We start from the raw sequence: 26,698 nt of genomic DNA, 5'->3' as shown, positions 1-26,698 counted from the left end.
TCAGTAGCGTTTTTTGTTTAGAATTGTTTCTCAAAAAAAGTTATTCGTCACCCGAATTTTCAGTCGTTGAAGGCGCTTTTTTTCGAATGCTGGTATTCAGATAAAAAAATAATCTGATGGTGTGATTCATATCATATTGATAACCCGAATATTTTTGCTGATAAACATTCATATATCCAAAATCATAACTCCATTTTGGATTGATGTTTTTTTTGATTCCGATGAAAAAACGGTTTTGGTCAAAAGTATTATAAACGACTTCTTCCCCAAAATGAAGCAAAATTTCATCAGAAAGCACCATTGAGGGCCAAGATTTATTATCAGAAATTCTAAAAGTGAAACTTGCCAAATAGCGTATTCTATTTGTAAAACGCCAGTCTCCGCTAGGTTTGTCATCAACTATTTTTTCCTGCCATCGTTGCTCATTTCGCACGCGTTGCAAAATACTCACATTTCCCATTTTTGTATTCAATTGTGCCTGTTGATAAATCCTGTTTTCATCTGCAAATGTACTCCAATCCGGATTTGAAGGCGCGAGCCACATATGTGCATACCCTACATTTACTGAAACATTTGAATTTGGAATGTAGCTTAAACCGCCTCTAATGAAATAAAAACTCGGATCGGAAACAAAGTCGTTTCGTCTGATGTGAAAATCGCCAACAATGCCCCAATGATCGGCAAATTTAGTAACGCTGTTAATAGAAACCCAAGTTTGAAGCTGTTGGTTGATTTCTTTCTTTTGAGCCGATTGTCCAAAAGCTGCAATGGAAAACAAAAGAAGAAAAATCCAAGTAAAATTGTTTTTCATATCAATGACGATCGAAATTAGTTAAAGCAATAAATTTCTTTTGAATCGGTAAAAAAGGGAATTATGAAACAATATTAGCGTAAAGATATTCTTTTTTAGTGAGAATTTGTAGTGCGAAATTCGATTTCTAATTGATTTCTTAATAGTGGTTATGAGTTTTTTTAAGCTAAAAAAATTTGTTTGTAAGATGGGTTAATCAAAATATTTAATCATTTGATTAGAAAAAATGATTAACACATTTCAAAATGTTTTATATTTGCACCTAAATGATTTAAAATGAAAGTTTCAGCATCTGATAAAAAAGATACCACTACAGAAGAAAAGATAAAAACAGCAGCTAAAACTGTTTTTTATAAAAAAGGTTTTACAGCAACTAGAACAAGAGATATTGCAGAAGAAGCAGGTTTGAATCTTGCGCTGCTCAATTATTATTTTAGAAGCAAAGCAAAACTTTTTGAAATCATAATGGCTGAAACTTTTGCTGGTTTTGTTGGCAGTATGAAAGTGATTTTGAATGATGAAAAAACTTCTTTGGAGCAAAAAGTAGTCATAATTGTTGAACGATACATTGATTTTATCAGCGCTGAACCAGAAATACCAACATTCATTCTTACTGAAATTCGAAATAATCCTGAAGGGCTTTTAAAAAAAATGCCAATCAGAGAAATTGTAAACGAATCGGTTTTTATAAAGCAGTTTCAGGAAGCGCTGAAGAATAAAGAAATTTCGGAACCAAATCCGCTTCATTTTTTGATGAATATTTTGGGATTGGTCGTTTTTCCATTTATCGCCAAACCTATTATTATGGGAAGCCGAAATTTGGAAACAGCCGATTTCAGTAACTTGATGCAAGAGCGCAAAAAAAAAATCCCGATTTGGATAAAAGCTATGTTTTCAGCTGTTTAATTGATTTATTAAAGCTAGTTTATTTATGTAATATGAGGAAATTAGACGTACTTAAATATATAGGATTGCTGTCCTTTATGAATATTGTTTCAGCACAGACCTTGACAATTGATCAAAGCTACAAGCTTGCAGTTGAAAATTATCCTTTAATCAAGCAATACGAATTGATTGAAAAAAGCAAAGAATATACGTTGAGCAATGCCAATAAAGCGTATCTGCCTCAAATAAGTGTGACCGCAATTGAAGGATATGTTTTTGGCGATTTTCCAAGTATGGGAAATTCTGGAAATGACAGTAAATTTAAATTTATCGGACTTGGTCAAGTAAATCAGGTAATTTGGGATGGCGGTGCAACTAAAACCCAAAAAAAGATTGTAGAAGCTTCTTCAAATGTTGATAAAGCTTCAGTCGAAGTATCGCTTTATGATTTGCGCTCGCGAGTGAATCAGCTTTATTTTGGTGTATTGCTAATTGAGGAACAGCTGAAACAATTAGAAATACAAAATACCATTTTGGCCAACAATATTGACAAAGTCAAAAAACTTCATGAAAATGGCCTCGCTTACAAAACGGATGTTGACGAAATGAAAGCCGAGCAATTAATTCTCAGCAGACAAAAAAAAGATTTTGAATATACCAAAAATGGCTATCAAACCATGTTTTCGTATTTGATTGGGAAAAACATAAATCAGACAAAATTTGAAAAACCTATAAATGCTGTCGGTTTAGATACGTTGATTAAACGTCCAGAACAATTGCGTTTTTCGAATCAACGAAACTTAATAAGTGCACAATCGGATATGCAAAAGGTAAGTTTAATGCCAAAAGTGGGCTTGATTGGTGCTGGAGTTGTATTTGCGCCTGGAATTAATTTCGGAACAAGTAAAATTTCAACCGTTGGTGTTGCAGGATTAAGCGTCAACTGGGATATAAAAGGTTTGTATAAAAATTCTAACGAAAAGGAATTGACAAAACAGCAATTAAAGCAAATCGATCTTCAGGAAGAAACTTTTTTGTTCAATACCAGATTTCAAATGAATCAAAAAACGGCTGATATTGAAAGGCAAACTTCAATTTTGAAAGATGACGATGCCATTGTTAAGCTTCGACAAACCATTCGCGAAGGATATCAATTAAAATATGACACTGGCGCCGGTCCGTTAATCGATTTGTTGAATGCAACAGAAAAAGAAGGAAATGCACGAGCAGAGAAAGCTTTGCATGAAATTCAGCTTTTGATGAGCGCCTACGAATACCAAACAATCAAAGGAAATTAATACCAATATATTATGAAAAAGATAAAGCTCTTATGTTTTTTAGTAGCAACATTTTGCTTGTTTTCCTGCGCTAAAAATGAAAATGAATTTGATGCATCGGGATCTTTTGAAGCTGTAGAAACGATTTTATCCGCGGAAGCGAATGGACAAATATTAAAATTCAATGTGGAAGAAGGACAGCAATTAGAAGTTGGACAAAAAGTAGGTTTTATTGATAGCACTCAATTATCGATCAGCAAAATGCAGTTGCGACAAAATAAAAAAGCAATTTTAAGCGGAAGACCTCAAGAACAAATTCAGACTGAAAGTTTAAAAAAACAACTTGCAAATGCTCTTTTAGATCGCAACAGAACTGAAAAGTTGGTAAAAGGTGGCGTGGCTTCACAGAAACAATTGGATGATGCTAATGCAAAAGTGGCGACTTTGCAATCTCAAATTGCGGCGCAGAAAAATTCTTTGGAAATTACGAACGAAAATCTGACGGAACAAGGAAATACAGTTGGCGTTCAGTTAAAAGGAATTGACGATCAATTGAATAAAAGTATCATTGTAAATCCGATTAAAGGAACCGTTTTGGCAAAATATGCGGAACAATATGAAATGGCAGTTGTAGGCAAACCGCTTTATAAAATTGCCAATCTTGAAACGCTTGATCTTCGAGCGTATATTACTGGAACACAGTTGCCACAAATTAAAATTGGACAGCAAGTTAAAGTCAGAATTGATGAAGGCGAGAAAAAATGTAAGGAATATCAAGGCACAATAAATTGGATTTCAGATAAATCAGAGTTTTCGCCCAAAACAATTCCGACGAAAGATGAAAGGGCAAATTTGGTTTATGCCATAAAAGTGCGTGTCAAAAATGATGGGTTTTTGAAAATTGGTATGTACGGCGAAGTCCTTTGGTCAAAATAAAACAGTTTTATGCCTGCAGTTGTTCTAAATAATATTACTAAAAAATACGGCGATTTTGTTGCCGTAGATAATGTGTCTTTTGAGGTTCAGAAAGGCGAGCTTTTTGGATTGATAGGTCCAGATGGAGCTGGAAAAACGTCAATTTTTAGAATTTTGACCACATTATTATTGGCAGAAAATGGAACAGCAACTGTTGAAGACCATGATGTTGTAAAAGATTTTCAGGAAATCAGAAATAAAGTGGGCTACATGCCGGGGAAATTTTCGCTGTATCAAGATTTGACCGTGAAGGAAAATCTGAACTTTTTTGCTACTATTTTCGGAACTACGATTGAGGAAAACTACGAATTGATAAAAGACATTTACGACCAAATAAAGCCGTTTAATAATCGGCGCGCAGGAAAACTTTCTGGTGGAATGAAACAAAAACTGGCTTTATGTTGCGCATTGATTCATAAGCCTGAAGTTTTGTTTTTAGATGAACCAACAACGGGCGTGGACGTCGTTTCCAGAAGTGAATTTTGGGAAATGCTCGACAAACTGAAAAAACAGCAAATCACAATAGTCGTTTCGACTCCTTATATGGATGAAGCAAAATTATGTGATCGCATCGCTTTGATCCAGAATGGAAAAATAATGAAAGTTGATGCGCCGCAGCAAATTATAAATGATTTTCCAAAACCGCTTTTTGCTGCTAAAGCGAAAAACATCTACAAACTTTTGAAGGATTTTCGAACCGATAAAGAAATCGAAAGTTGCGACGCCTTTGGAGAATTTGTTCATCTTACTTTGACATCGGAAACTGCGAACGAGGAAACTATAAAAACAATTGCAGAAAAGTACAATCCGGAGAATTTTGAAGTCAAAAAGATAGAACCAACGATTGAAGACAGTTTTATTCGTTTTATGAGAGAACAAAACAATTCAGAAGAATCTAAAGAAGTCTTAAATGGAAAATAAAGCAATTGTTTGTAAGGATTTAACGAAACAGTTTGGTGATTTCAAAGCGGTAGATAAAATCAGCTTTGAAGTCAGTGAAGGTGAAATATTTGGTTTTCTCGGTGCCAACGGCGCGGGAAAAACAACAGCAATGCGAATTCTCTGCGGACTTTCGTTTCCTACTTCTGGAGAAGCCAGTGTTGCAGGATTTGATGTTTACAAACAACAGGAAAAAATCAAAAAGAATATTGGTTATATGAGCCAAAAGTTTTCTTTATATGACAATTTAACCATTCTGGAAAATATTGAGTTTTATGGTGGCGTTTACGGGGTTTCTCGGCCAGAAATAAAGGAAAGAAGCCAAGATTTGGTCAAAACTTTAGGCTTGGAAAAAGAAGCTAAAAAATTGGTTGGCGGATTGCCTTTGGGCTGGAAACAAAAACTGGCTTTTTCTGTAGCCGTTTTTCATCGGCCAAAGATTGTTTTTTTGGATGAACCAACTGGCGGTGTCGATCCAATTACAAGAAGACAGTTTTGGGATATGATTTATGAAGCTTCCGCTAATGGAATTACGGTTTTCGTTACGACGCATTATATGGACGAAGCCGAATATTGCAACAGAATAAGCATTATGGTTGACGGCAGAGTGGAGGCAATAGATTCGCCAGCGGGATTAAAAAATCGTTTCAATACGACTTCTATGGATGAAGTTTTTTATGAATTGGCACGAAACGCTAAAAGAGCAGCAGATTAATATGAAAAGATTATTAGCTTTTATTCGGAAAGAATTTTATCATGTATTCAGGGACAAAAGAACTTTGTTGATTCTTTTTGGGCTTCCTGTTGCACAGATTATTCTCTTTGGATTTGCGTTGAGCAGTGAAGTCAAAAATATCGGAATTGCGATTCAGGATAATGCGCATGATATTCATTCTGAAAAAATTATTAGAAAAATACAATCAAGCGATTACTTTCATGTCGAAAATCCAATTTTGGATTATAAAGACGTTGAAAATAGATTTAAAGACGGAAGTATAAAATGTGCTATCATTTTTCCGTCAAATTTTGGTTCTGAAATACAGCGTCTTGGTGGCGCAAAAATTCAAGTAATTGCCGATGCTTCAGATCCAAATACGGCAACTATAGTAACGAATTATTTGGCCGCAATTGTTGGAGATTACCAACGAGAATTAAACCCAACAGCTCAATTAAATTATCAAATTGTTCCCGAATTAAGGCATCTTTACAACGAACAACAAAATGGCTCGCTGAATTTTATTCCGGGTGTTATTGCCTTGATTTTTATGATTGTAAGCACGGCGCTGACATCGGTTTCCGTGGTTCGCGAGAAAGAGCTTGGTACTATGGAAATTCTGCTTGTATCTCCTTTCAAACCCATAATGGTTTTGATTGCAAAAGCAATTCCGTATTTGGCGCTTTCACTGATTAATTTTATGCTGATCTTGTTTTTATCGGTATATCTTCTGCATGTTGAAATAAAAGGTAGTTTTTTATTGCTTTTTGCCGAAAGTATTTTGTTCATCATTACTTGCCTTTCTTTGGGTTTACTGATTTCAAATGTGACAGATTCGCAACAAACGGCAATGTTGATTTCGATGATGGGAATGATGTTGCCCACATTGATACTTACAGGTTTTATGTTTCCGCTGGAAAATATGCCTTGGATTTTTCAGGTTGTTTCGCATATTGTGCCTTCTCGATATTATTATACTATTGTAAAAGCTGTAATGCTCAAAGGTTTGGGATTTGAGTTTGTTTGGAAAGAAACTTTGATATTGGCAGGAATGGCGGCATTTTTATTGACTATTGCATTGAAAAAATTTAAGATTCGGTTATCATGAAAGTGCTTCGTTTTATATTGCAGAAAGAATTTCGTCAGATATTCAGAGACAAAACAATCTTGGCGATGATGTTTATCGTGCCTACAATACAACTTATTATTTTGCCTTTGGCAGCAAACTTCGAAGTAAAAAATGTAAACATCGCTTATGTCGATCACGATCATAGCTCGTATTCACAAAAATTGGCAAATAAAATTGGCTCGTCTGGATATTTTCATATTGCGGGCGCTCCAGCTTCCTATTTAGAAGGATTAGAATTGATTGAAACAGGAGAAGCCGATTTGATTTTAGAAATTCCATCCGGATTTGAACGAAATTTGGTCAGAGAGGGAAGCCAGAAAGTAAATATTGCTGCAGACGCCATTAACGGAACAAAATCAAATATTGGATCTGCATATCTAAATGTAGTTTTAGCCGATTTTAGCCAAGATCTTGATATCCGGTTTAAACTGCCAAAACAATCGGCTTCAATGGCTCCGTCGTTAATTACTTTGACAAGCACCAATTGGTACAATCCAAGAGCCGAATATAAATATTATATGGTTCCCGGAATTTTGGTTTTGCTGCTCACATTAATTGGTGGATTTATCACTGCACTCAATATTGTAAAAGAAAAAGAGATAGGAACGATCGAGCAAATCAATGTAACGCCTATTCAGAAATGGCAATTCATTTTAGGAAAATTAATCCCTTTTTGGATCGTCGGAATGATCGTATTTACGGTTGGACTCACGGTAATGTATTTGATTTATGGCATATTTCCAAAGGGAAGTCTCGCAGTGCTTTATCTTTTTGCAGCCGTATATTTAATAGCTTTATTAGGTCTCGGGCTTTTGATTTCTACATTTGCAGATACGCAACTGCAAGCCATGTTTATTGCCTTTTTCTTCATGATGATTTTCATGCTTATGAGCGGTTTTTTCACGAGTACCGATAGTATGCCAAATTGGGCTAGGACAATGTCAGAGTTTACTCCGGTAACACATTTTATTAAAGTGGTCCGTTTGATTGTTTTAAAAGGAAGTGGCTTAAAAGAAGTTGGACGAGAACTTTTGTATTTGGGCGTTTTTGCTGTTGTTTTAAATGCACTGGCAATTTACAATTACAGGAAGACGAGTTAAATTAATTCTTTTTCGCCAAAAACTTAAGTTTATCCGTTTTAAAATTAACTTCAGAAATAATAGTTGCAGAAAAAATAAGAGTGCCGCCCAAAAGAAGTCTCCAACCAAGATTTTCACCCAAAATAAAAAATGCTCCAATAGCGCCAAAAACAGGTTCAAACAAATAAATGACAGCGACTCTTTCGGCAGATAAATAACGTTGCGAAATATTAGAAACCGTGTACATATAAGCGGTTGAAAACAAGGCACAGTACACTACGCCAAGCCAAAAAGTATTATTTTTTGGTAACCAATCGGCATTGTGATCTGTAAGCGCAATACAAAAGGTGAAAAGCGCACAAAACGCAAACATTGGAACAATCGAATACAAAAGATTTTTTAAAGCCGAATGCTTTTCAACCGTAATCAAGTAAACAGCAAAGGCAAAAGCTCCCGCAATGGTGTATAAATCGCCAATGTTTATTTCGAATTTATCTTTGATGGCAATAATAAACAAACCCATTAAAGCGGTCAAAGCCGCGATCCAAATTTTTAATGAAGTATTGGTTTTGTAAATCGCTAATTTTAATAACGGAATAATGATAACGGTTAATCCGGCAATGAAAGAACATTGTGAAGCATTCGTATGTTTAAGTCCAATGGTCTGCAAATGAATGCCTAAAAACATCGGAATTGCTAGGATGGCTCCGGTTTTAATGGCTTCAAGATTGATTGCTCGGACGTATTTCCAAAAAATAAGGGTCAAAACAAGGACAGCCAATAAAAATCGGTAAAACAAAAAGGTCGCCGGAGAATAATCGCCAATCGCCATTTTGGTAATTGAATATGAAATTCCCCAAAAAGCAGTGCCAATAATCAGCAAAATCAATAAAAGTTTTTGTTTTTTCATTTTGAAATTTAGGTTTTAGGCTAAGATTTTTTTCATCATCAAATCGGTTTGTTCATCGTCGCCCAATCTAAAAATATGAGTGTCAAATTGCTCAAAACCATTTTTAGTATAAAAACTAACAGCTCTAAAATTCTTTTCCCATACGCCAAGCCACATATAGGAAGCATTTAGTGCTGTTGCAGTTTTTAAAGCTTGAGCATACAATTCTTGCCCAATATTTTTGCCATGAAAATCTTTTGCAACATAAATGCGTTCAATTTCAAGAGCGTTTTTATCTTGTTTTTCGGTTTGCGCTTCTCCTGTGTTTAATTTTAAATAACCGATTATTTTTTCATCGATTGCTGCCAAATAAAAATAAGAAGATTCATTTTGAAGTTCCGAAGTCAATTTTTCCGTAGCAAAACTTTCTTCCAGATATTTTGCCATATTTTCTTCTGAATTTACTGTTGCAAAAGTTTCAGAAAAAGTTATTCTGCCAATATCTTGAAGTTTTGCAATATCATTTAGCGTTGCTTTTGTAATTTTTAGCGTACTCATTTTATTTTATTTTTAATGCATTAAAAGCTGTTTTTGTCTTTAATAAATGCGTAATTTGCATCAATGGACTTACAGCAAATCAAATATTTTTTGGCTCTTGCCAAAGAGCTTCATTTCTGGAACACTGCCGGAAAGATGAATATTACACAATCGGCACTCAGCAGACAAATTCAGTCTTTGGAAAACCAATTGGGAGTTCAACTTTTTGAGCGAAACAAACGTAATGTCAAACTTACTGCAGCGGGTCAATTTCTAAAAGAAAAATGGGAAGTCGAGCTCAGCAAACTTGAATTCATTCATCAGTCGGCGCGCCAGATTCAGTTGGGCGAAAGCGGTACCATCACTATTGCACATCCAGATTCTATTTCGGCTTCAATCATGCCCGATATTTTATCCCGAATTTCAGGTACTTTTCCAAAACTCAAAATCAAATTGGTTCAAGTTCTTTATGAAGATCAGCAGGATTTTCTTCGAAACTATAAAATCGATTTGGCGATTACCAGAGATATAAATAATGCCAAAGATATTGCTTCAGAAAAATTCTATACCGATAATTTAGCCATCGTTGTTCCCGAAAATCATCCATACAAAACGCCCGAAGATTTGACAAAAGAAACACTCGCTTTTCAAAAATTTATTCTTCCAACAAATGATGAAGGCAGCAGTTACAGCGATTTGATTCAGCGATTATTCAATTCTTTGGAAAATGCGCCAGAAGTCTATCTTCATTCTGAATTCGGATCAGCGATTATTGCTTTGGTGCGAAAAGGACTCGGAATTGCAATTTTGCCTGATTCTTATCTTTTTCATGAAATTCCTGGCATCCGATTTATAAAAATGCCACTTGAAACCGATTTGTATCTGAATTGGCGAACTGAAGATCATAATCCTGTGTTGTCCAATGTCTTAAAACTAATTATTCCGTAATTTTTAAATTCGCAACATTTCGATATGCGGAATTCCGTCTTCGTCATACGGTTCGCCTTGTTCCACAAATCCACGAGACTGATAAAAGTTGGATAAATGATATTGCGCACTAATCCGAATTGGGCCTTCGCCAAATTTTTCCTCACAACCCGTAATCGAAGCTTCCATAATTTTTTTTCCTAAACCTAATCCGCGATAAGCGGGAGTAATTACAACTCTTCCAATAGAAACTTCATCATAAGACAAACCTGTTGGAAGTAATCGCGTGCAACCAACCAATTCATCATTTACATAATATAAAAGATGAAAACTTTTTTGGTCCTTATTATCTAAATCAAGATAGACGCAATTTTGCTCAACCACAAAAACTTCACTTCTTAAACGGAGCATTTGATAAAGTTCCAAATTGGTGAATTCTCCAAATGATTTAATAGTATAAGTGTAATTCATTAAATACCGCTTTATTTTTTGTCAAAGATAAAATCCTGAGTAATGATATAAAATGCTATTTTTTTATCATGTGATGCTAGAAACGCATTAAAAGAGGGGGTAAAATTGTACAGAATGTGTATAAATACCAAAATACCCCTTTTACTATATTGGATTGCCCCTCATGTCTTTTAAGTGAATATCTAAATTTGTGATTCGTGAATTTGTCATTCCAAATTGATTTAAGGCGTACGTTTTTAAGATTTGGTTAGTGTTAGGGCCGTTGCTTTTTTATAAGTTTTTTATAAAGAAATGCTTTAAATCAATTTGGAATGACATTTTTTCTGTTTTGAAAAACAAAACCTTAGACAATCAAAAATAGTTAGATGAAGAAAATTTTTTTAGCAGCGTCGCTGTTTTTAAGTGCACAGATTAATTTTGCACAAACTAATGAATGGGAAAATCCGCAAGTATTAGATCGAGGAAAAGAATCAGGAAGAAGTTCGTTTCTTTTGTACAGCAATGCAGAGGAATTAAAGGAAAACAATCCTAAAAAATCGGCATTGTATCAAAGTTTGAATGGACTTTGGAAATTCGATATTGTTAAAACTCCAGCACAAAGATCAACGAATTTTTTCGAACCAAATCTTGATGTGAGCAAATGGTCAGAAATTCAAGTGCCTTCAAACTGGGAATTGCAAGGATATGACATTCCAATTTATACTAATATTACGTATCCGTTTCCTAAAAATCCTCCATTTATAGCAGGAGATTATAATCCAGTTGCAAGTTATAGACGCAATTTTACGGTTTCAGATTCTTGGAATGATAAAGAAATTATACTTCATTTTGGTTCAATTTCGGGTTATGCACGGGTATTTTTAAACGGAAAAGAAGTTGGTATGACCAAAGCTTCTAAAACTCCGGCCGAATTCAATATCACTTCTTTTTTGAAGAAAGGAGAAAATTTAATTGCGGTTCAGGTTTTTCGTTGGCACGACGGAAGTTATCTAGAAGATCAAGATTTCTGGAGATTAAGTGGGATTGAGCGTGATGTTTATTTGCAGGCAATGCCAAAAACTACGGTTTGGGATTATTTTGTAAAAAGCGATTTAGACAATCAATACAAAAACGGACTTTTTACTATTGATGTTGCTTTAAAATATTTCGAAAATAATAAGATCAAAAATCCTTCTATAAAAGTAGAATTGTTTGACAAAGAAGGAAAAACGGTTTATTCTGAAAGCAAAAAAGTAAATGCAAAAGATTCAAATGTAAGCTTTTCGGCAACTGTTGAAAATGTAAAACAATGGAATGCCGAAACGCCAAACTTGTATAAATATACCATTACATTATTAGAAAGTAAAGGAAATATTTTGGAAGCCGTTTCTAAAAAAACAGGTTTCAGAAAAGTGGAAATCAAAAACGCACAGCTTTTGGTTAACGGAAAAGCGGTGATGGTAAAAGGGGTGAATATCCACGAACATGATGACGTAAACGGACACGTTCCAAATGAAGAATTAATGCTGAAAGATCTTCAGTTAATGAAGGAATTTAACATTAATGCCATCAGAATGAGCCATTATCCTCATGACACAAAATTTTATGATTTATGTGATGAATATGGATTTTATGTTGTAGATGAAGCAAATATCGAATCACATGCAATGGGTGCAGAGTGGCAAAATTGGTTTGATCAGAAAAAACATCCGGCGTATTTGCCAGAATGGGCGCCGGCGCATTTAGACCGTATCAAAAGAATGTTTGCTTTTGATAAAAATCATCCTTCCATTATTATTTGGTCTCTAGGAAATGAGTGCGGAAATGGCCCCGTTTTTTACGATGCTTACGATTGGTTGAAAAAAATGGATTCTACTCGTCCGGTCCAGTTTGAACAAGCTGGAGAAAACAGAAATACAGATATTGTCTGCCCGATGTACCCTGGAATCAAAAGCATGAAAGCGTATGCATCTGCTGATAAAAATCGTCCGTATATTATGTGTGAATACGCACATGCAATGGGAAATAGCGGTGGAAATTTTCAGGAATATTGGGATATCATCAACAGCTGCAAACACATGCAAGGCGGATTTATTTGGGATTGGGTTGACCAAGGAATAAAAACGAAAGATGCAAAAGGAAAAACATTTTGGGCTTACGGTGGTGATTTGGGCGCTTCAAAATTGCAGAATGATGAAAATGGTTGTGCCGATGGTGTGATATTTTCTAACAGAACGCCAAAACCAGCTTTAAGTGAAATCAAAAAAGTATATCAAAATATTCATTTTCAGCTTGATAATGAATCTGATTTAACGGTGACAAACCTTCATAATTTTACCAATCTTTCTGATTTTAATTTCAAATGGGAATTGGTTAAAAACGGTGTTGTTACAAAATCTGGAGAATTTAGCATGGAAGCCGCACCAGCAGAAAGTAAAAAAATCACTTTAAATACAGGTACAATCGATGCAACTTCAGAATATTATGTAAATGTTTTTGCTTATTCAAAAGCTAATGCGCCTTTGGTTGCAAAAGGGCATGAATTTGCTAGAGAGCAATTTGCAATAGGAAAAGGCTCTTATTTCAAAAATAATGAAAGCGCAAAAACTGCTTCAAAACTAAGGTACACAGTTAAAAATGATCTAGTTTCTTTTGAAACTGAAAATGTTGCTGGAGAATTTGATCTTAAAAAAGGAGAGATTTTAAAATACAACTTAAAAAATGAATCAAATGCAATTTTCAGCAATTTCCCAACTCCATATTTCTGGCGTGCTCCAACCGATAATGATTTTGGAAGCAATATGGAAAATAAATTAGTGATTTGGAAAGAAGCTTCAAAAAATGCTACAGTTGTAAGTGTCGTTTTAGACAAAAAAGCAACTGATGGATTATTGATAAAAGCAGTTTACAAATTAGCGACAGTTGATGTTCCGTACACAGTTGATTATTTGATTCAGAATAATGGAGCAATAAAAGTTACAGCTTCTATTGATTTAGCTGGAAAAGAATTGCCAGAAATGCCTCGTTTTGGAATGCGTGCCAAACTAAATGGAGCATTTGATAATTTGACGTATTACGGAAGAGGTCCGTGGGAGAATTATTCAGATAGAAATTCGGCGGCATTTGTTGGCGAATACTCAGATAAGGTTATAAATCAGTACACTAAAAGTTACATTCGCCCGCAAGAAGGCGGTTACAAAACCGATGTTCGTTGGTTGTCTTTAAAAAATGATAAGGGCCAAGGCGTAAGATTTGAAGGTTTACAGACATTAGGTTTTAGCGCTTTAAATATCTCAACAGAAATGTTGGATCCCGGAAAAACAAAAGCACAGCGCCATCCTTGTGATTTGGATTTAGATTCTAAAGAAGCCGTTTATCTTCATTTGGATTATAGACAAAGAGGAGTGGGAGGAGATGACAGCTGGGGGCGTTTGCCACATGATCAATACCGTTTAACAGATAAAAAATATACTTACTCTTATATAATTTCATTGGTTAATTGATAAGAATTGTATGTGTTTTTTATATGAAAAACCTATGATTTATTTTCATAGGTTTTTTTTAAGATTGATTTTATAATTGTATTTTTCACACGAATAATTTTTAATTCTGATTTTTTGAAGGAAATCAGATTAGAAAAAAAATAAACTTAATCTCAAAATCGAAATTTTGAAAACCAAAATTCTATTCTTTTTAGCACTTTTAGTTCATTTGTCAGCTCAACCGCAGACTTCAGGGAGTTCTATTCCAAAATTTGGACAAAAAAAATATGATATTGGTTATCTCGGAATTAAAAATGGTCTTGCAAACAATGCTGTAACATCAGTTTACAAAGACAAAAGAGGTTTAATGTGGTTTGGAACCTACGATGGAATCAGTCGCTATGATGGTTATAATTTTCTGAGTTTTAGAAACGAACCAAACGATTCTAATTCATTAGTAAACAACAGAGTAGTGAGTATTTGCGGAACCCAAAATGAAATTTGGATTGGAACAAAAGGCGGCATCAGCGTTTACGATTATCTTGGAAATAAATTTATTTCGAAGAACTACATAAATGCCAAAACTTCGAAAAGTGAAAAGATTGATTTTGTAGTCAATCAAATTCGTGATTTTAAGGCAAAAATGTATATCGCAACTGCAGGAAAAGGCTTGTTGTATGCTGCAGGAGAAAATGAAGATATTATTCAGATTCCGCTTTTGGTAAAAGGAAAACTAAAATGGGATTTTCACGTACAAGAAATGGATTTTGATGCTTCGGGCAAATTGTGGTGCTCAGTTGCGGGTGTGGGTTTAGTAGCGATGGAATCTGGAGCCAAAAGACTTTCTGTTGTTTTTGAGAGTTCTGTCGGAAGTGGCTGTATTTTATTCGACAAATATTCAAATATTTGGATGGCAGCTGAGGAAGGACTTTTGAAATACAACACAAAAAATAAAACGAATCATCTTTATGTCAATCAGGAAATTCAATATCCGATTTCAGATTTAATGTTTAAGGCTTCCACCAATGAACTTTGGATCGCTACAAACGGAAATGGAGTCGTAAAATACAATTACAACAAAGATTCTTTTTTTCTTTTGAATGCTTGTCTTGATGAAGAAAAACTCAATAGCAATGCTATATCATCGCTTTATTTAGATAATGAAAGCCGCGTTTGGATTGGGACTTTGAGAGGCGGTGTCAATACGATTGAAGAAACGAAAAGCCCTTTTGTGACCATTTCTAAAAACGAGCTGACAAAAAATACTTTGCCAAGTGATTTTATTCTTTCATTATGCGAACAAGATTCAGAAAATCTTTGGATTGGAACAGATGGAGCAGGCGCAAGTCTTTGGAACAGAAAAACAAATACGTTTACCAATTATGCTTACAATGCAAGTAATCCAAATTCACTGAGCAACAATTTTGTTTCTGTAATTCTAAAAGATAGTAAAGGAACTTGGTTTGGAACGTATGGCGGAGGCGTGTGTTTGTTTAATTCTCAATCGCGCAATTTTAAAAAGTACAATCTATTTAATCCAAAACTTAATACAATTCAAAAGAACATTTGGGTACTATTCAAATGCAACAAAAATATATTATGGACGGCTTCGCCAGATGAAGAAGGTTTGTACAGATATAATGAAAAAACAGATCAGTTTGATTTTGTCGATGCCAAAATTCGAGGTATTATTTCGATGACTCAGGATCAGAATCATCTTTGGATTGGAAATTTTTCAAAGTTATTTCGTTTCGACCCAAAAACGATGCAACGAAGAGAAATTGATGTCAAATATCCCGTTCGATCCATAATTTCACATTCGGATACCAAAATGCTTGTTGGTACTGAGGGTGGCGGTTTGATGATTTTTAATCCGAAAACTTTTGAAAAGAAATTTTTGACGCAACGAAACGGACTTCCAAATAATTCGATTTTAAATATCGTTCGAGACAAACAAGGTGCTTATTGGTGCAGTACCTATAACGGAATATTTGTTTATAATGTTGACTCAGGAAAAATTACAAGCTATCATGATGCAGACGGACTTCAGAGCAATCAATTTAATTACAATGCAGCGTTAAGACTTTCTACAGGCGAAATTGTATTTGGTGGGATTAAGGGGTTTAATATCATTGATACCCGAATTAATAGTCAAGTTCATGCTTTCCCAAAACTGATTATCACTTCGATTAAAGTAAACAATAAAGTTTTTGATCAAGATGGTTTAGGTGCGTTTGGAGTCGAAAAGTTAAAACTTCCGTATGATGAATCGATGCTGAACATTGATTTTGCCGCTTTAGAATATAGTTTGCCGGAAAAAATTTCATACGCTTATTTTCTAGAAGGATGGGATTCGCAATGGCATTATGTGGATAATATCAGAAGTGCCAATTATTCCAGAATTACAGAAGGTGATTATGTTTTGAAAATCAAATCGACGAATGCTGAAGGAATTTGGAATTCTAAATCTATTTCTTTGCCCATTACTATTTTGCCACCTTGGTACAGAAGCTGGTGGGCTTACGGGTTTTATTTTATTGTTTTGGGATTCATTATTTATGTGGTTGACAAATACCAACGAGAGCAAGCACAATTGAAGTATGAAGTAAGACTTTCGCAGGATTTAGCGAAACAGGAAAAAGAGTTGAATGAGAAAAAATTAACTTTTTTCACGAATATTTCGCATGAATTCAGGTCGCCTTTAACAATGATTATCAATCCGTTGAAAGATATTATTTATGGCACTGAACAGCAAATTGATCCTGCGGCAATTGAAATGGTTTATAGTAATTCCCGAAGATTGTTGAGTTTGGTTGATCAATTGCTTCTTTTTAGAAAAACTGAAACCGAAACCGGAAAACTTAAAATTGGTCAAATTGACATTGTAGAGTTATGCAAAGAGGTTTTTAGCTGTTTTGTGCAACATGCAAAATCAAAAAAAATTGACTACAGTTTTAGTATTTCTGAAGAAAAACTGTTGGTTTATGTTGATCGGGAAAAAATAGAAATGGCTTTGTTTAATTTGATTTCCAATGCTTTAAAGTTTACCGAAAAAGAAAATGGAAAAGTTGCAGTGAATTTGAGATGTACTGAAACAGAAGTTATCATAAATGTCACCGATAATGGCGAAGGAGTTGAGGATGCTGACAAAGACAAAATTTTCAATTTGTTTTATCAATCGGGGAAAAATGTCAAAAACAATCGCAAAGGATTTGGTATCGGATTGTATTTGGTAAAGCAATTTATAACGCAACATCACGGAAAAGTGAGTTGTCGTGATAATGAAAACGGCGGATCTATTTTTGAAATAAGACTGCTTTTAGGCAAAGAGCATTTTGGAGATATTGAAATTCGTGAAGATCTCAGCGACAGAACTTTGTTTTTAGATGAAGCTTTAGAAGATACAGTAATTCGTGAGAATGTTTTACAGACAATAGAAGAAGAGCCTGAAAATGTAAAAGATGTAATTAAGGATGCCAAAAGTATCTTAGTTGTTGATGACAATGTTCAGATTCGGAATTACTTAAAACGAATTTTAGCCTCAAAATATCATATCGCAACAGCTGAAAATGCTGAAAATGCATTGCAAATTGTCAAAAATGTACAACCAGATTTGATCATTTCGGATGTTGTAATGGGAGAAATGAATGGTGTGGCTTTTTGCAAACACATAAAATCAGATCCTGATTTGAAACATATTCCTGTAATTCTGCTTACCGGCGGAACTTCTGAAGAAGTAAAATTAAAAGGCGCCGAAGTGGGTGCCGATGACTATATCACAAAACCATTTGATAATGAATATTTGTTAGCGCGAATTAACGGAATCTTAACGCGTCGTGATAGTGAACAAAACTATTTGCTTAATTCGGTTACAAAAAATGTTGCAGGTCCAAAATTGTCTGACGAGGATAAAAAACTGCTAGATAAAATCATTGAAATCATTGATTCAAATTTAGATGTTGACGATTTTAATATTAAAGATTTAGCAAGTGAATTGGGAATGAGCCATTCTTTGGTTTATAAAAAAATCAAAAAAATTACAGGAAAATCGGTTTTGGAATTTACTCGAAACGTTCGTCTTCGAAAAGTGGCTACATTACTAATTACAACCGATTTGCAAATAAGTCAAGCCGCTTCAATTGCTGGATTTGGAGATATTAAATATTTCAGAAAACATTTTCAGCTGTTTTATAATTTAAATCCTTCAGAGTTTAAAAAGAAATATCAGAATGTAAAGGACAACAAATACATTCTGAACGAAAGCTTTTGGAAATCTACGTAGTATTAAGTATTTAGAATTAAGTACTATGAAAGAAAATATAAAAAGATAAAAAAAAATATATGAGTCATCGTTTTAAAAATGCTGTTTTAGCAGTATTTATTTGTCTTCTAGTTCTGAATGTTCACGGACAATCTAAGAAACCTGAAAAAGATTCTCCAGAAAAAGTGCGTGCCTTTTTTGTAAATTCTTTGATTAAAATTGGAGATCCGGTTTTGACGGCTTTAAGTAATAATCAGCTGAAAGCATTAATGCCTGTTGAAAAATCGCCTGGAGCTTGGGACGACCGAAAACATGTGACCTATTTGGAAGCTTTTGGAAGAACGCTTTCAGGAATGGCGCCTTGGCTGGAATTAGGCGCGGATGATACTTCGGAAGGAAAATTAAGAGCAAAGTATATCGCTTTGGCACAAAAATCAATTCACAATGCGACTGATCCAAATGCCACAGATTTCATGAATTTTGTAAAAGACAAACAGCCCTTGGTTGATGCTGCTTTTTTTGCGCAGGCTTTGCTTCGTGCACCAAATCAGCTTTGGGAACCGCTTGATGAAGTTACAAAAGCAAATGTTATTACGGCACTAAAATCAACTCGGGTAATTGAACCGTATCAAAGCAATTGGCTTCTTTTTGCCGGAATGGTCGAAGCAGCGATTATTAAATTTGATAAAGAAGAAGATCCAAATCGGTTGAATTTTGCTTTGCTTAAGCATAAAGAATGGTATTTAGGCGATGGAATTTATGGTGACGGACCCGATTTTCATTGGGATTATTACAACAGTTTTGTAATTCACCCGATGCAGTTGGATATTTTAAATGTATTGAAAGATAAAAATGACGATTATAAAAAAGACTTTGAAACCGAATTAAATAGAGCGAGACGTTATGCGACAATTCAGGAAAGATTGATTTCGCCTGATGGAACTTATCCGCCAATTGGACGATCATTGGCGTATCGTTTTGGAGCATTTCAATTGCTGTCACAAATTGCACTTTGGAAAGAATTGCCAAAAGAAATTGATCCAGCACAAGTTCGTTCAGCATTATATTTTATGATCAATAATCAAATAAATGCCAAGGAAACTTTTGATAAAAACGGCTGGCTTCAAATTGGGCTGTATGGGCGTCAGCCTAATATTGGCGAAGGATATATCTCAACGGGAAGTTTGTATTTGTGTTCGGAAGCTTTTTTGGTTTTGGGTCTTCCAGCAACTGATTCTTTTTGGAGTGATCCTTATCAACCTTGGACACAAAAGAAAATTTGGTCGGGTCAGGAAATTCCAATTGATCATGCTTCAAAATAATTAAACGCTTAATATTATTATAATTATGTATTTTAAAAAATCAATTTTTATTGCGATTTCAGTACTGGCAGTAGGCTGTAAAAGTACTTCTACAAGCAAAGCAACTGCAATAAAACAATCTAAAAAAGAGGTTGTCGCGATTATTGATCAAGTGAATGATCGTTGGCAAACGACGCATCCGGATTTTGGAAATTCATTTTGGCATGTTTCGGCTTATCATACAGGAAATATGGAAGCTTATAAAGTGACTAAAAACAAAAAGTATTTGGATTACTCAATGGCTTGGGCAGACAAAAATCAATGGATGGGCGCCAAATCAAATGATAAATCGGAATGGAAATACAATTATGGCGAAACGGACAAACACGTATTATTTGGCGATTGGCAGATTTGTTTTCAGACTTATATTGATTTATACAATTTTACAGGAAAAAAAGATCCTAAAAAAATTGCTCGTGCAAAGGAAGTCATGGAGTATGAAATGAGTACTTCTGCAAATGATTATTGGTGGTGGGTTGACGGTTTGTATATGGTAATGCCCGTAATGACAAAGCTGTACAACGTTACTGGAAATGAAATGTATCTAGAAAAACTGCATACCTATCTACAATATGCGGATAGTATTATGTATGATTCAGAGGCGAAATTGTATTTCCGAGATGCGAAATATGTCTATCCAAAGCATACAAGTGCAAACGGCAAAAAAGATTTTTGGGCGAGAGGCGACGGCTGGATTTTTGCTGGTTATGCCAAAATTATTCAGGATTTGCCAAAAAAGGCTAAACATAGAGCAGAATATATCCAGCGTTTTAAGGAAATGGCTCAAGCATTGGCGTCAGCACAACAAAAAGAAGGCTATTGGACAAGAAGTATTTTAGATCCAGAACATGCTCCGGGACCTGAAACCAGCGGAACGGCGTTTTTTACCTACGGGTTTTTATGGGGAATAAATAATGGAATTTTAGATAAAAAGACCTATTTGCCAGTAGTTGAAAAATCATGGAATTACTTGACCACTTTTGCGCTTCAGCCAGACGGAACTGTTGGATATGTACAACCTATTGGTGAAAAAGCGATTCCGGGACAAGTCGTTGATAAAAATTCCACAGCAGATTTTGGTGTAGGCGCTTTTTTGTTGGCGGCGTCAGAAATGTATCGTTTTGTGAAGTAGTTTTTTGTAGATAATTTTTATTAGATCGACTTGATTTCTGAATTGAAATTAAGTCGATTTTCTTTTGTTCTAGAAAAATTGATTTCACTAAAAAATGATTTTCAAAAAATGAAATCGTTTATTCTTTATGCAAAATACTGCAATTCCTGCAAAGATTCTCTTTGTTAAAAACAGAATATATATTTATTGATTTTTGATTTCTGATGTGCTTTTTTTTAGAAATTTATTAAAATCCTAGTGTTTTTGCGGTCTTGTACTAATTTGCCCCTTCTTTATTATCAGAAATCCCCCCCTCATAACAGCACTGTTCTGCTAGATTTGTAGCTCAAATCGAATGTTGAAATGCAAATAAATGATTTTATAGAATCTTCCCCAAAAGAATTATAGATGATTTTTTTGCTTCGGCAGTGATTTAAACCAAACTAATTATTTAACCAAAATTACAACCAAGAAAATGAAAAACTTTATTAGGAAGATGAAGACTCCTGATTATGTATCTGGATTTGATTTTAAAAAGAAATTGGCCATTTTTTGTGTGCTGGTTTCATTATCTCAAGTACAGGCATACGCAGGAGAACCTTCGGGAACAAATGCGCTGGAAAAAATAGAACAGCAAAATGGAATAAGCGGACAAGTTAAAGACCAAAATGGAGTGCCGCTTCCAGGAGCTACAGTTTCGATCAAAGGAACTAAAATTAGTACTATTACAGATTTTGATGGGAAATTTGAATTAAAAGGAGAGCAAAACGCAATATTAGTTGTGTCATATATAGGTTATGTGACTCAGGAAATTCAAGTAAAAAATACAACAAATATTACCGTTAAGCTTTTAGAAAATGCGGCTTCATTAAATGAGGTTGTAGTCGTTGGATACGGGAAAATGAAAAAAAGTGATTTGACTGGAGCAATTGTTCAGGTGAAGCCAGAATCATTAGCCAATCAAAATCCGCAAACTGTTCAGGATTTATTGAGAGGAGTTCCGGGGTTAAAAGTTGGTTATGATCCTGCGGCAAAAGGAGGAGGGTCTTTGCAAATTCGTGGACAGACTTCGGTTTACAATCCGGATGGTGCAGGTCATAATTCACCGCTTATTATTTTAGACGGAATGCAGTTTTATGGTGAGCTTTCAGAGATTAATCCAGATGATGTAGGGCAGATAGATGTTTTAAAAGACGCATCTGCAACAGCAGTTTACGGTTCAAAAGCTGCGGCGGGTGTTATTGTGATTTCAACAAAAAAAGGAAAAACAGGCAAACCTATCATTAACCTTACCACAAACATGACGATTGTTAATGAAAGTGCTTATCGTGATGTATATACTCCAGAAGGATATGTAAAATATCGTGAAGATTGGGAAACTGCCAAAACGTATGGTACAAACACCACCACAGGAAATTATGAAGCATGGGTGACGGGAACTGCGGCAGGAAAACCGGGTTATTATACAAATCCTAACCAATTAAGTCAGTATGGAATAACTCAAGCACAATGGTTAGCTTATCAGCCAGCGGCACAAATACAAGGAAAAAGCTTGAATGAAGTTTGGGGATTGCGTTTAGGTATTACAGACGCTACGCTTTTGAAAAATTTTACTGATGGAAAAACACACGATTGGTACGATAGCACTTTTAGAACTGGAATAAATCGCGACAATAATTTAAGTGTTTCTGGAGCTAGTGATAAAGTAAATTATTATATGTCTTTAGGATATTTAAGTTCAGAAGGAGCAATTCAAGGGAATGATTATACAGCAGTTCGTTCTAATATGAAAGTGGATGCTAAAATTACAGATTGGCTTGAATTTGGAGCAAACGTTAATTTCCAAGATCGTTCAGACGGGGATATTTCTGTTGGAACAGGCACAAATTATTGGGATGCAAATATGTTAAGAAACAGCCCATTTGCAAACTTTAAAGAAGCAAATGGTGATTATGCAAGACAACCAATGGGACCAACAATTGGTGGATATAATTATTACTATGATCGCCAATATATGGACCTTGACAGAGGATACACGGTATTGAATACTATTTTTAATACCAAAGTAATTTTGCCTTTTGATATTACATATTCATTTAATGCCTCGCCACGTTATGAATTCTTTTATAATCGTTATTTCCAATCTGCAGGAAATAAAAACTGGAGCCCTGCTAACATAGGAGTAGACAGAGAAAATGGTAAGAAATTCACTTGGAACATCAACAACACAATTGCATGGGATCATACATTTAATGAGAAACACCATATTATTGCCACTTTTGTTCAGGAAGCCGAAGACTTAAAAACATGGTCAGATCGTATTGATGCAAATAATATCCAACCTTCAGATGCTTTAGGATATCACAATATTGCGAATGCGACACTTGCTAATAGTACGTTTACATCTACGGATACACATCAAACAGCAGATGCATTAATGGCAAGAGTTTTCTATTCGTTTGACAATCGTTATATGATTACAGGGACGGTACGTCGTGATGGATATTCAGCATTTGGAGCTTCTTATCCCTATGCCACTTTTCCTTCTGTAGCATTAGGATGGAGTTTTAATAAAGAAAGTTGGTTTCATTGGGAGCCTTTAAGTACGGGTAAACTACGTTTATCATGGGGTAAAAACGGAAACAGATCACTTGCTGATCCTTATTTAGCTTTAGCAAACTTAAGTTCTGGAACAGGTGCAACAATGGGTTACTTAGATGCTTCAGGAAATATTGTTGATATGAAATATCTAGGGATTGATCGTATGGCAAATCCTAATTTACAATGGGAAAAAACAACAGCAACCAATATAGGTCTTGATCTTGGATTCTTAAAAGACAGAATTACAGGTACAATCGATGTATATAGATCTTTAACAAATGATATGATCATGAGTCAGCGTTTACCAGAGTTTACGGGCTTCTCTTCGATTGCAACCAATCTTGGAGAGGTTGAAAATAAAGGTATTGAAATAAGTTTGAATACTTTAAATATTAAAAAGCCAAACTTCGAGTGGACAACTATGGTTGCTTTTTCATACAACAAGAACACCATTAAGGCATTATATGGCAACATGGAAGACGTTAAAGATGCAAATGGAAATGTTATTGGAACTAAAGAAGCTGATGATAAAACAAATGGATGGTTTATTGGCAAACCTATTTCTCAAATTTGGGATTATAAAATAATCGGAATTTGGCAAAAGGACGAAGTTGTAGAAGCCGCAAAATATGGACAACGCCCTGGTGATCCAAAAGTTGAAAACAGTTATACCGCAGACGACGTTAACGGAAAACCAACTTATAATGAAAAAGACAAACAGTTTTTAGGACAAACTGCACCGCCAATCAACTGGTCGCTTCGCAATGAATTTAAATTCTACAAAAATTGGAATTTGGCAATCAATATGTATTCATACATGGGACATAAGTCAATGGATAGCCGTTATATGAATAATTATAATGATGGAAGTTTGTATACAAACAATTACAATCCATTTGTAAATCCGTATTGGACAATTGATAATCCAACAAATGACTGGGCTCGTCTCGATGCTAGAGGACCAGCAGGAGCTGGAGTTGCAAGATTGTATGATCGTAGTTTTATTCGTTTAGACAATATTTCGTTGGCCTATTCACTTCCTAAAGACCTTATTGACCGCTTGCATGTGCGAAACTTCAAGATTTATGCTTCGGTTCAAAATGCGGCAACATGGTCAGCTTCAAAAGAATGGAAATATTATGGTGATCCAGAAACAGGAGGGCTTGCTACGCGAATGTTTAATTTAGGATTCAACGTTTCACTTTAAAATTTATTCAATAATGAAAAAATATATAAAAAATAAAATTTTAATGCTTGCGCCTTTGGCAGTAGCTTCTGCTCTTATGGTTTCTTGTTCAGAGGATTTTCTGGAACCAGATCCGCTTTCGTTTTATGAGCCAGAAACTACATTTAGTACAGAATCTGGACTGCAGGCAGTTTTGGCAAGTGCTGACAAACAATTGCGTAACAACTATATTCATTACAATAGCGCTAGCAATAGCGTGCCTATTGGTACAGAATATGTTTTCTCTGATATGGCAAAATATGGAAAAACAGACAACAGCAGTACTATCGCTGATTTTGCCAATACTATGGTACCTACTATGAGCTACAAAACGGCAACAAATGATGATTTTTATTTCGGATTTTACTGGACAGAAGCTTATACCGGAATTAAGCACGCAAATACAGTGTTGACATATATTGATAAGGTAACAAGTTTAACAGAAGATGTAAAACGCAAATACATTGGTCAGGCTTATTTTCATAGAGCATATCGTTATCTTAATTTAGTATATCAATTTGGAGATATTCCGTTGATCACAAAGATTTTGGAAGTTCCAAAGCAAAGTTATTATTCTACTAAAAAAGAAGCCATCATCGAAATGATTACAGCCGATATGGAAAAGGCAGTAGAATGGGTGCCAGACCAAGCAAAGTTACCTTATTTAGGAGTAGTAAATAAAGGTGCATGTCGTCAGTTATTGATTAAATGTTACTTGGCTTCTGGAAGATTTAAGGATGCTGAAAATCAAGCAGATTTGCTAATTAATTCATCAGGTTATTCTTTGATGCAGGGTTCCTTTGGGACTTTTGATCCAGGAGGAAATCCAACAACATGGACTATCAACAGAAATGTAATCTGGGATCTTCACAGACCTGAAAATAAGATTATTGCAGGAAACAGAGAAGCCATAATGGTATTGCCAAACGGTGGAGTTCAGTCATTTTTGCCATTTGCCTCAATGCGAATTTTTGGACCTAACTGGAATTCTGCAACTGTCACAACTCCAGACGGTAAACAAGCAGCAAATCGTTTTGCCTCAAACAACACTGCTAACTACCAAGCTAATTATGATTATGCAAGAGCGCTAGGGCGTGGTATAGCTACAATAAGTGCTTCTTATTATTCACAACACCCAATGTGGGTTGTAAATGGTATTGAAGATAAAAAAGATCTTAGACATAATAGCACTGTTGGAAACTGGGTAAATATGGAAGATCTTAAATATAGCGATAGAACTTCTGCTTATTACGGACAAAATTTCAGATTAAAAAATGGTACAACTTTATTATCAAAAGATACGCTGCGTGAGTGGTTTGATTTTCCGTTGTACAAAATCTATTTGCATGATGTTGTAAATGAAACAAATCCAAATGCTACTGATTTCCAAGGAGCAAGTACTGGAAGTAAAGCACATTGGTACTTATATCGTTTAGCCGAAACGTATTTATTAAGAGCCGAAGCACGTTTTTATCAAGGAAATATTGGTGGAGCTACTCAGGACGTAAACGCAGTTAGAACTAGAGCAGGCGCTTCACAATTGTATAACACCGTTACTATTGGTGATATTTGTGCAGAAAGAGGTAGAGAACTTTATTTAGAAGAATGGAGAAATGTCGAATTAAAACGTATTTCACATTGTCTCGCGCTCAGCGGAAAACCAGATGAATGGGGACAAACCTACAATAAAACCAATTGGGACAAACAATCAGGAACTGATAATGCCGGAGGAAGTTATTGGTATCAACGAATTGTACATTATACATTGTACAACAAATATCCGAGCGGAATTGTTGTTCCAAATGGAACTAAATTTTATACCATGGACAAACGTAATAACTATTGGCCAATTCCTAGTAGTGCTATAACTGCAAATATTAAAGGAAAATTAAGTCAGAATTACGGTTATGACGGTTATGATCCTAATATCAAGGTCTGGGACAAATGGCAAGATGCTGTCGCAGATGAAAGTCAGTTGTAATAAAATACCTTTTACCTAGTTACATTAGGTTTTCATGTTTTGGACTTAAATAATATCTCTGCT

At 35.0% G+C, this 26,698-nt stretch carries 18 protein-coding genes; 14 read left to right on the top strand and 4 right to left on the bottom strand.

Features of this window, described 5'->3' with window-relative positions:
• Nucleotides 1–40: 40 nt before the first annotated feature.
• Nucleotides 41–811: a DUF2490 domain-containing protein gene (locus SCB73_RS19155; RefSeq protein ID WP_320567783.1), complete on the bottom strand. Its 771-nt coding sequence runs from the start codon at nt 809–811 to the stop codon at nt 41–43.
• Between the two features lie 276 nt (nt 812–1,087).
• Between SCB73_RS19155 and SCB73_RS19150 the strand changes: the two genes are divergently transcribed.
• Genes SCB73_RS19150 through SCB73_RS19120 form a run of 7 tightly spaced genes read left to right on the top strand, consistent with a single transcriptional unit; the run spans nt 1,088 to nt 7,831 of the window.
• Entirely contained in the window at nt 1,088–1,717 is a 630-nt protein-coding gene (locus SCB73_RS19150; protein ID WP_320567782.1) for a TetR/AcrR family transcriptional regulator, read from the top strand.
• Between the two features lie 32 nt (nt 1,718–1,749).
• Nucleotides 1,750–2,994 carry a TolC family protein gene (locus SCB73_RS19145; protein ID WP_320567781.1) on the top strand — a complete coding sequence of 415 codons (1,245 nt, stop codon included), beginning with the start codon at nt 1,750–1,752 and terminating at the stop codon, nt 2,992–2,994.
• A gap of 12 nt (nt 2,995–3,006) precedes the next feature.
• Nucleotides 3,007–3,909: an HlyD family secretion protein gene (locus tag SCB73_RS19140; protein WP_320567780.1), complete on the top strand. Its 903-nt coding sequence runs from the start codon at nt 3,007–3,009 to the stop codon at nt 3,907–3,909.
• Nucleotides 3,910–3,918: 9 nt separating this feature from the next.
• The gene (locus SCB73_RS19135) at nt 3,919–4,869 is read left to right on the top strand and encodes an ABC transporter ATP-binding protein (RefSeq protein WP_320567779.1); all 951 of its coding nucleotides are present in this window, start codon (nt 3,919–3,921) and stop codon (nt 4,867–4,869) included.
• A complete protein-coding gene (locus tag SCB73_RS19130; protein WP_320567778.1) occupies nt 4,859–5,602 on the top strand; it encodes an ABC transporter ATP-binding protein in 744 nt (247 codons plus the stop codon). Before SCB73_RS19135 ends, SCB73_RS19130 begins: the two co-directional genes overlap by 11 nt.
• Nucleotide 5,603: 1 nt before the next feature.
• Complete coding sequence (locus tag SCB73_RS19125; protein ID WP_320567777.1) at nt 5,604–6,710, top strand: ABC transporter permease; 1,107 nt, start codon at nt 5,604–5,606, stop codon at nt 6,708–6,710.
• A complete protein-coding gene (locus tag SCB73_RS19120; RefSeq protein ID WP_320567776.1) occupies nt 6,707–7,831 on the top strand; it encodes an ABC transporter permease in 1,125 nt (374 codons plus the stop codon). The genes SCB73_RS19125 and SCB73_RS19120 overlap by 4 nt, the downstream gene beginning before the upstream one ends.
• Before the next feature lies 1 nt (nt 7,832).
• Here the strand turns inward: SCB73_RS19120 and SCB73_RS19115 are convergent, their stop codons facing one another.
• A complete protein-coding gene (locus tag SCB73_RS19115) occupies nt 7,833–8,720 on the bottom strand; it encodes a DMT family transporter (RefSeq protein ID WP_320567775.1) in 888 nt (295 codons plus the stop codon).
• A 15-nt stretch (nt 8,721–8,735) separates the two neighbouring features.
• On the bottom strand, nt 8,736–9,257 hold the full coding sequence (locus SCB73_RS19110; protein ID WP_320567774.1) for a GNAT family N-acetyltransferase: 522 nt from the start codon (nt 9,255–9,257) through the stop codon (nt 8,736–8,738).
• A gap of 63 nt (nt 9,258–9,320) precedes the next feature.
• Here SCB73_RS19110 and SCB73_RS19105 point away from each other — a divergent pair, with 63 nt between their 5' ends.
• Nucleotides 9,321–10,184: a LysR family transcriptional regulator gene (locus tag SCB73_RS19105; protein ID WP_320567773.1), complete on the top strand. Its 864-nt coding sequence runs from the start codon at nt 9,321–9,323 to the stop codon at nt 10,182–10,184.
• 3 nt (nt 10,185–10,187) lie between these two features.
• Here the strand turns inward: SCB73_RS19105 and SCB73_RS19100 are convergent, their stop codons facing one another.
• Nucleotides 10,188–10,634 (bottom strand): GNAT family N-acetyltransferase, encoded by a 447-nt coding sequence (locus tag SCB73_RS19100; protein WP_320567772.1) that lies wholly within the window; start codon nt 10,632–10,634, stop codon nt 10,188–10,190.
• Nucleotides 10,635–10,999: 365 nt separating this feature from the next.
• Between SCB73_RS19100 and lacZ the strand changes: the two genes are divergently transcribed.
• The 6 genes from lacZ (at nt 11,000) to SCB73_RS19070 (ending at nt 26,635) form a co-directional block, all read left to right on the top strand.
• The gene (gene lacZ / locus SCB73_RS19095) at nt 11,000–14,116 is read left to right on the top strand and encodes a beta-galactosidase, LacZ type (protein ID WP_320567771.1); all 3,117 of its coding nucleotides are present in this window, start codon (nt 11,000–11,002) and stop codon (nt 14,114–14,116) included.
• A gap of 166 nt (nt 14,117–14,282) precedes the next feature.
• Entirely contained in the window at nt 14,283–18,377 is a 4,095-nt protein-coding gene (locus tag SCB73_RS19090; protein WP_320567770.1) for a hybrid sensor histidine kinase/response regulator transcription factor, read from the top strand.
• Between the two features lie 59 nt (nt 18,378–18,436).
• A complete protein-coding gene (locus SCB73_RS19085; protein ID WP_320567769.1) occupies nt 18,437–19,678 on the top strand; it encodes a DUF2264 domain-containing protein in 1,242 nt (413 codons plus the stop codon).
• A gap of 25 nt (nt 19,679–19,703) precedes the next feature.
• Complete coding sequence (locus SCB73_RS19080; RefSeq protein ID WP_320567768.1) at nt 19,704–20,849, top strand: glycoside hydrolase family 88/105 protein; 1,146 nt, start codon at nt 19,704–19,706, stop codon at nt 20,847–20,849.
• A gap of 454 nt (nt 20,850–21,303) precedes the next feature.
• Complete coding sequence (locus SCB73_RS19075; RefSeq protein WP_320567767.1) at nt 21,304–24,636, top strand: SusC/RagA family TonB-linked outer membrane protein; 3,333 nt, start codon at nt 21,304–21,306, stop codon at nt 24,634–24,636.
• Nucleotides 24,637–24,649: 13 nt separating this feature from the next.
• Entirely contained in the window at nt 24,650–26,635 is a 1,986-nt protein-coding gene (locus SCB73_RS19070; RefSeq protein WP_320567766.1) for a RagB/SusD family nutrient uptake outer membrane protein, read from the top strand.
• The last annotated feature ends 63 nt before the right edge of the window (nt 26,636–26,698 follow it).

The sequence above is a fragment of the Flavobacterium sp. KACC 22761 genome, from assembly GCF_034058155.1.
In the GTDB taxonomy this organism is placed as follows: domain Bacteria; phylum Bacteroidota; class Bacteroidia; order Flavobacteriales; family Flavobacteriaceae; genus Flavobacterium.
The sequence above is the reverse complement of the archived record's forward strand: the minus strand, read 5'-3'. Positions and strand labels throughout refer to the sequence as shown.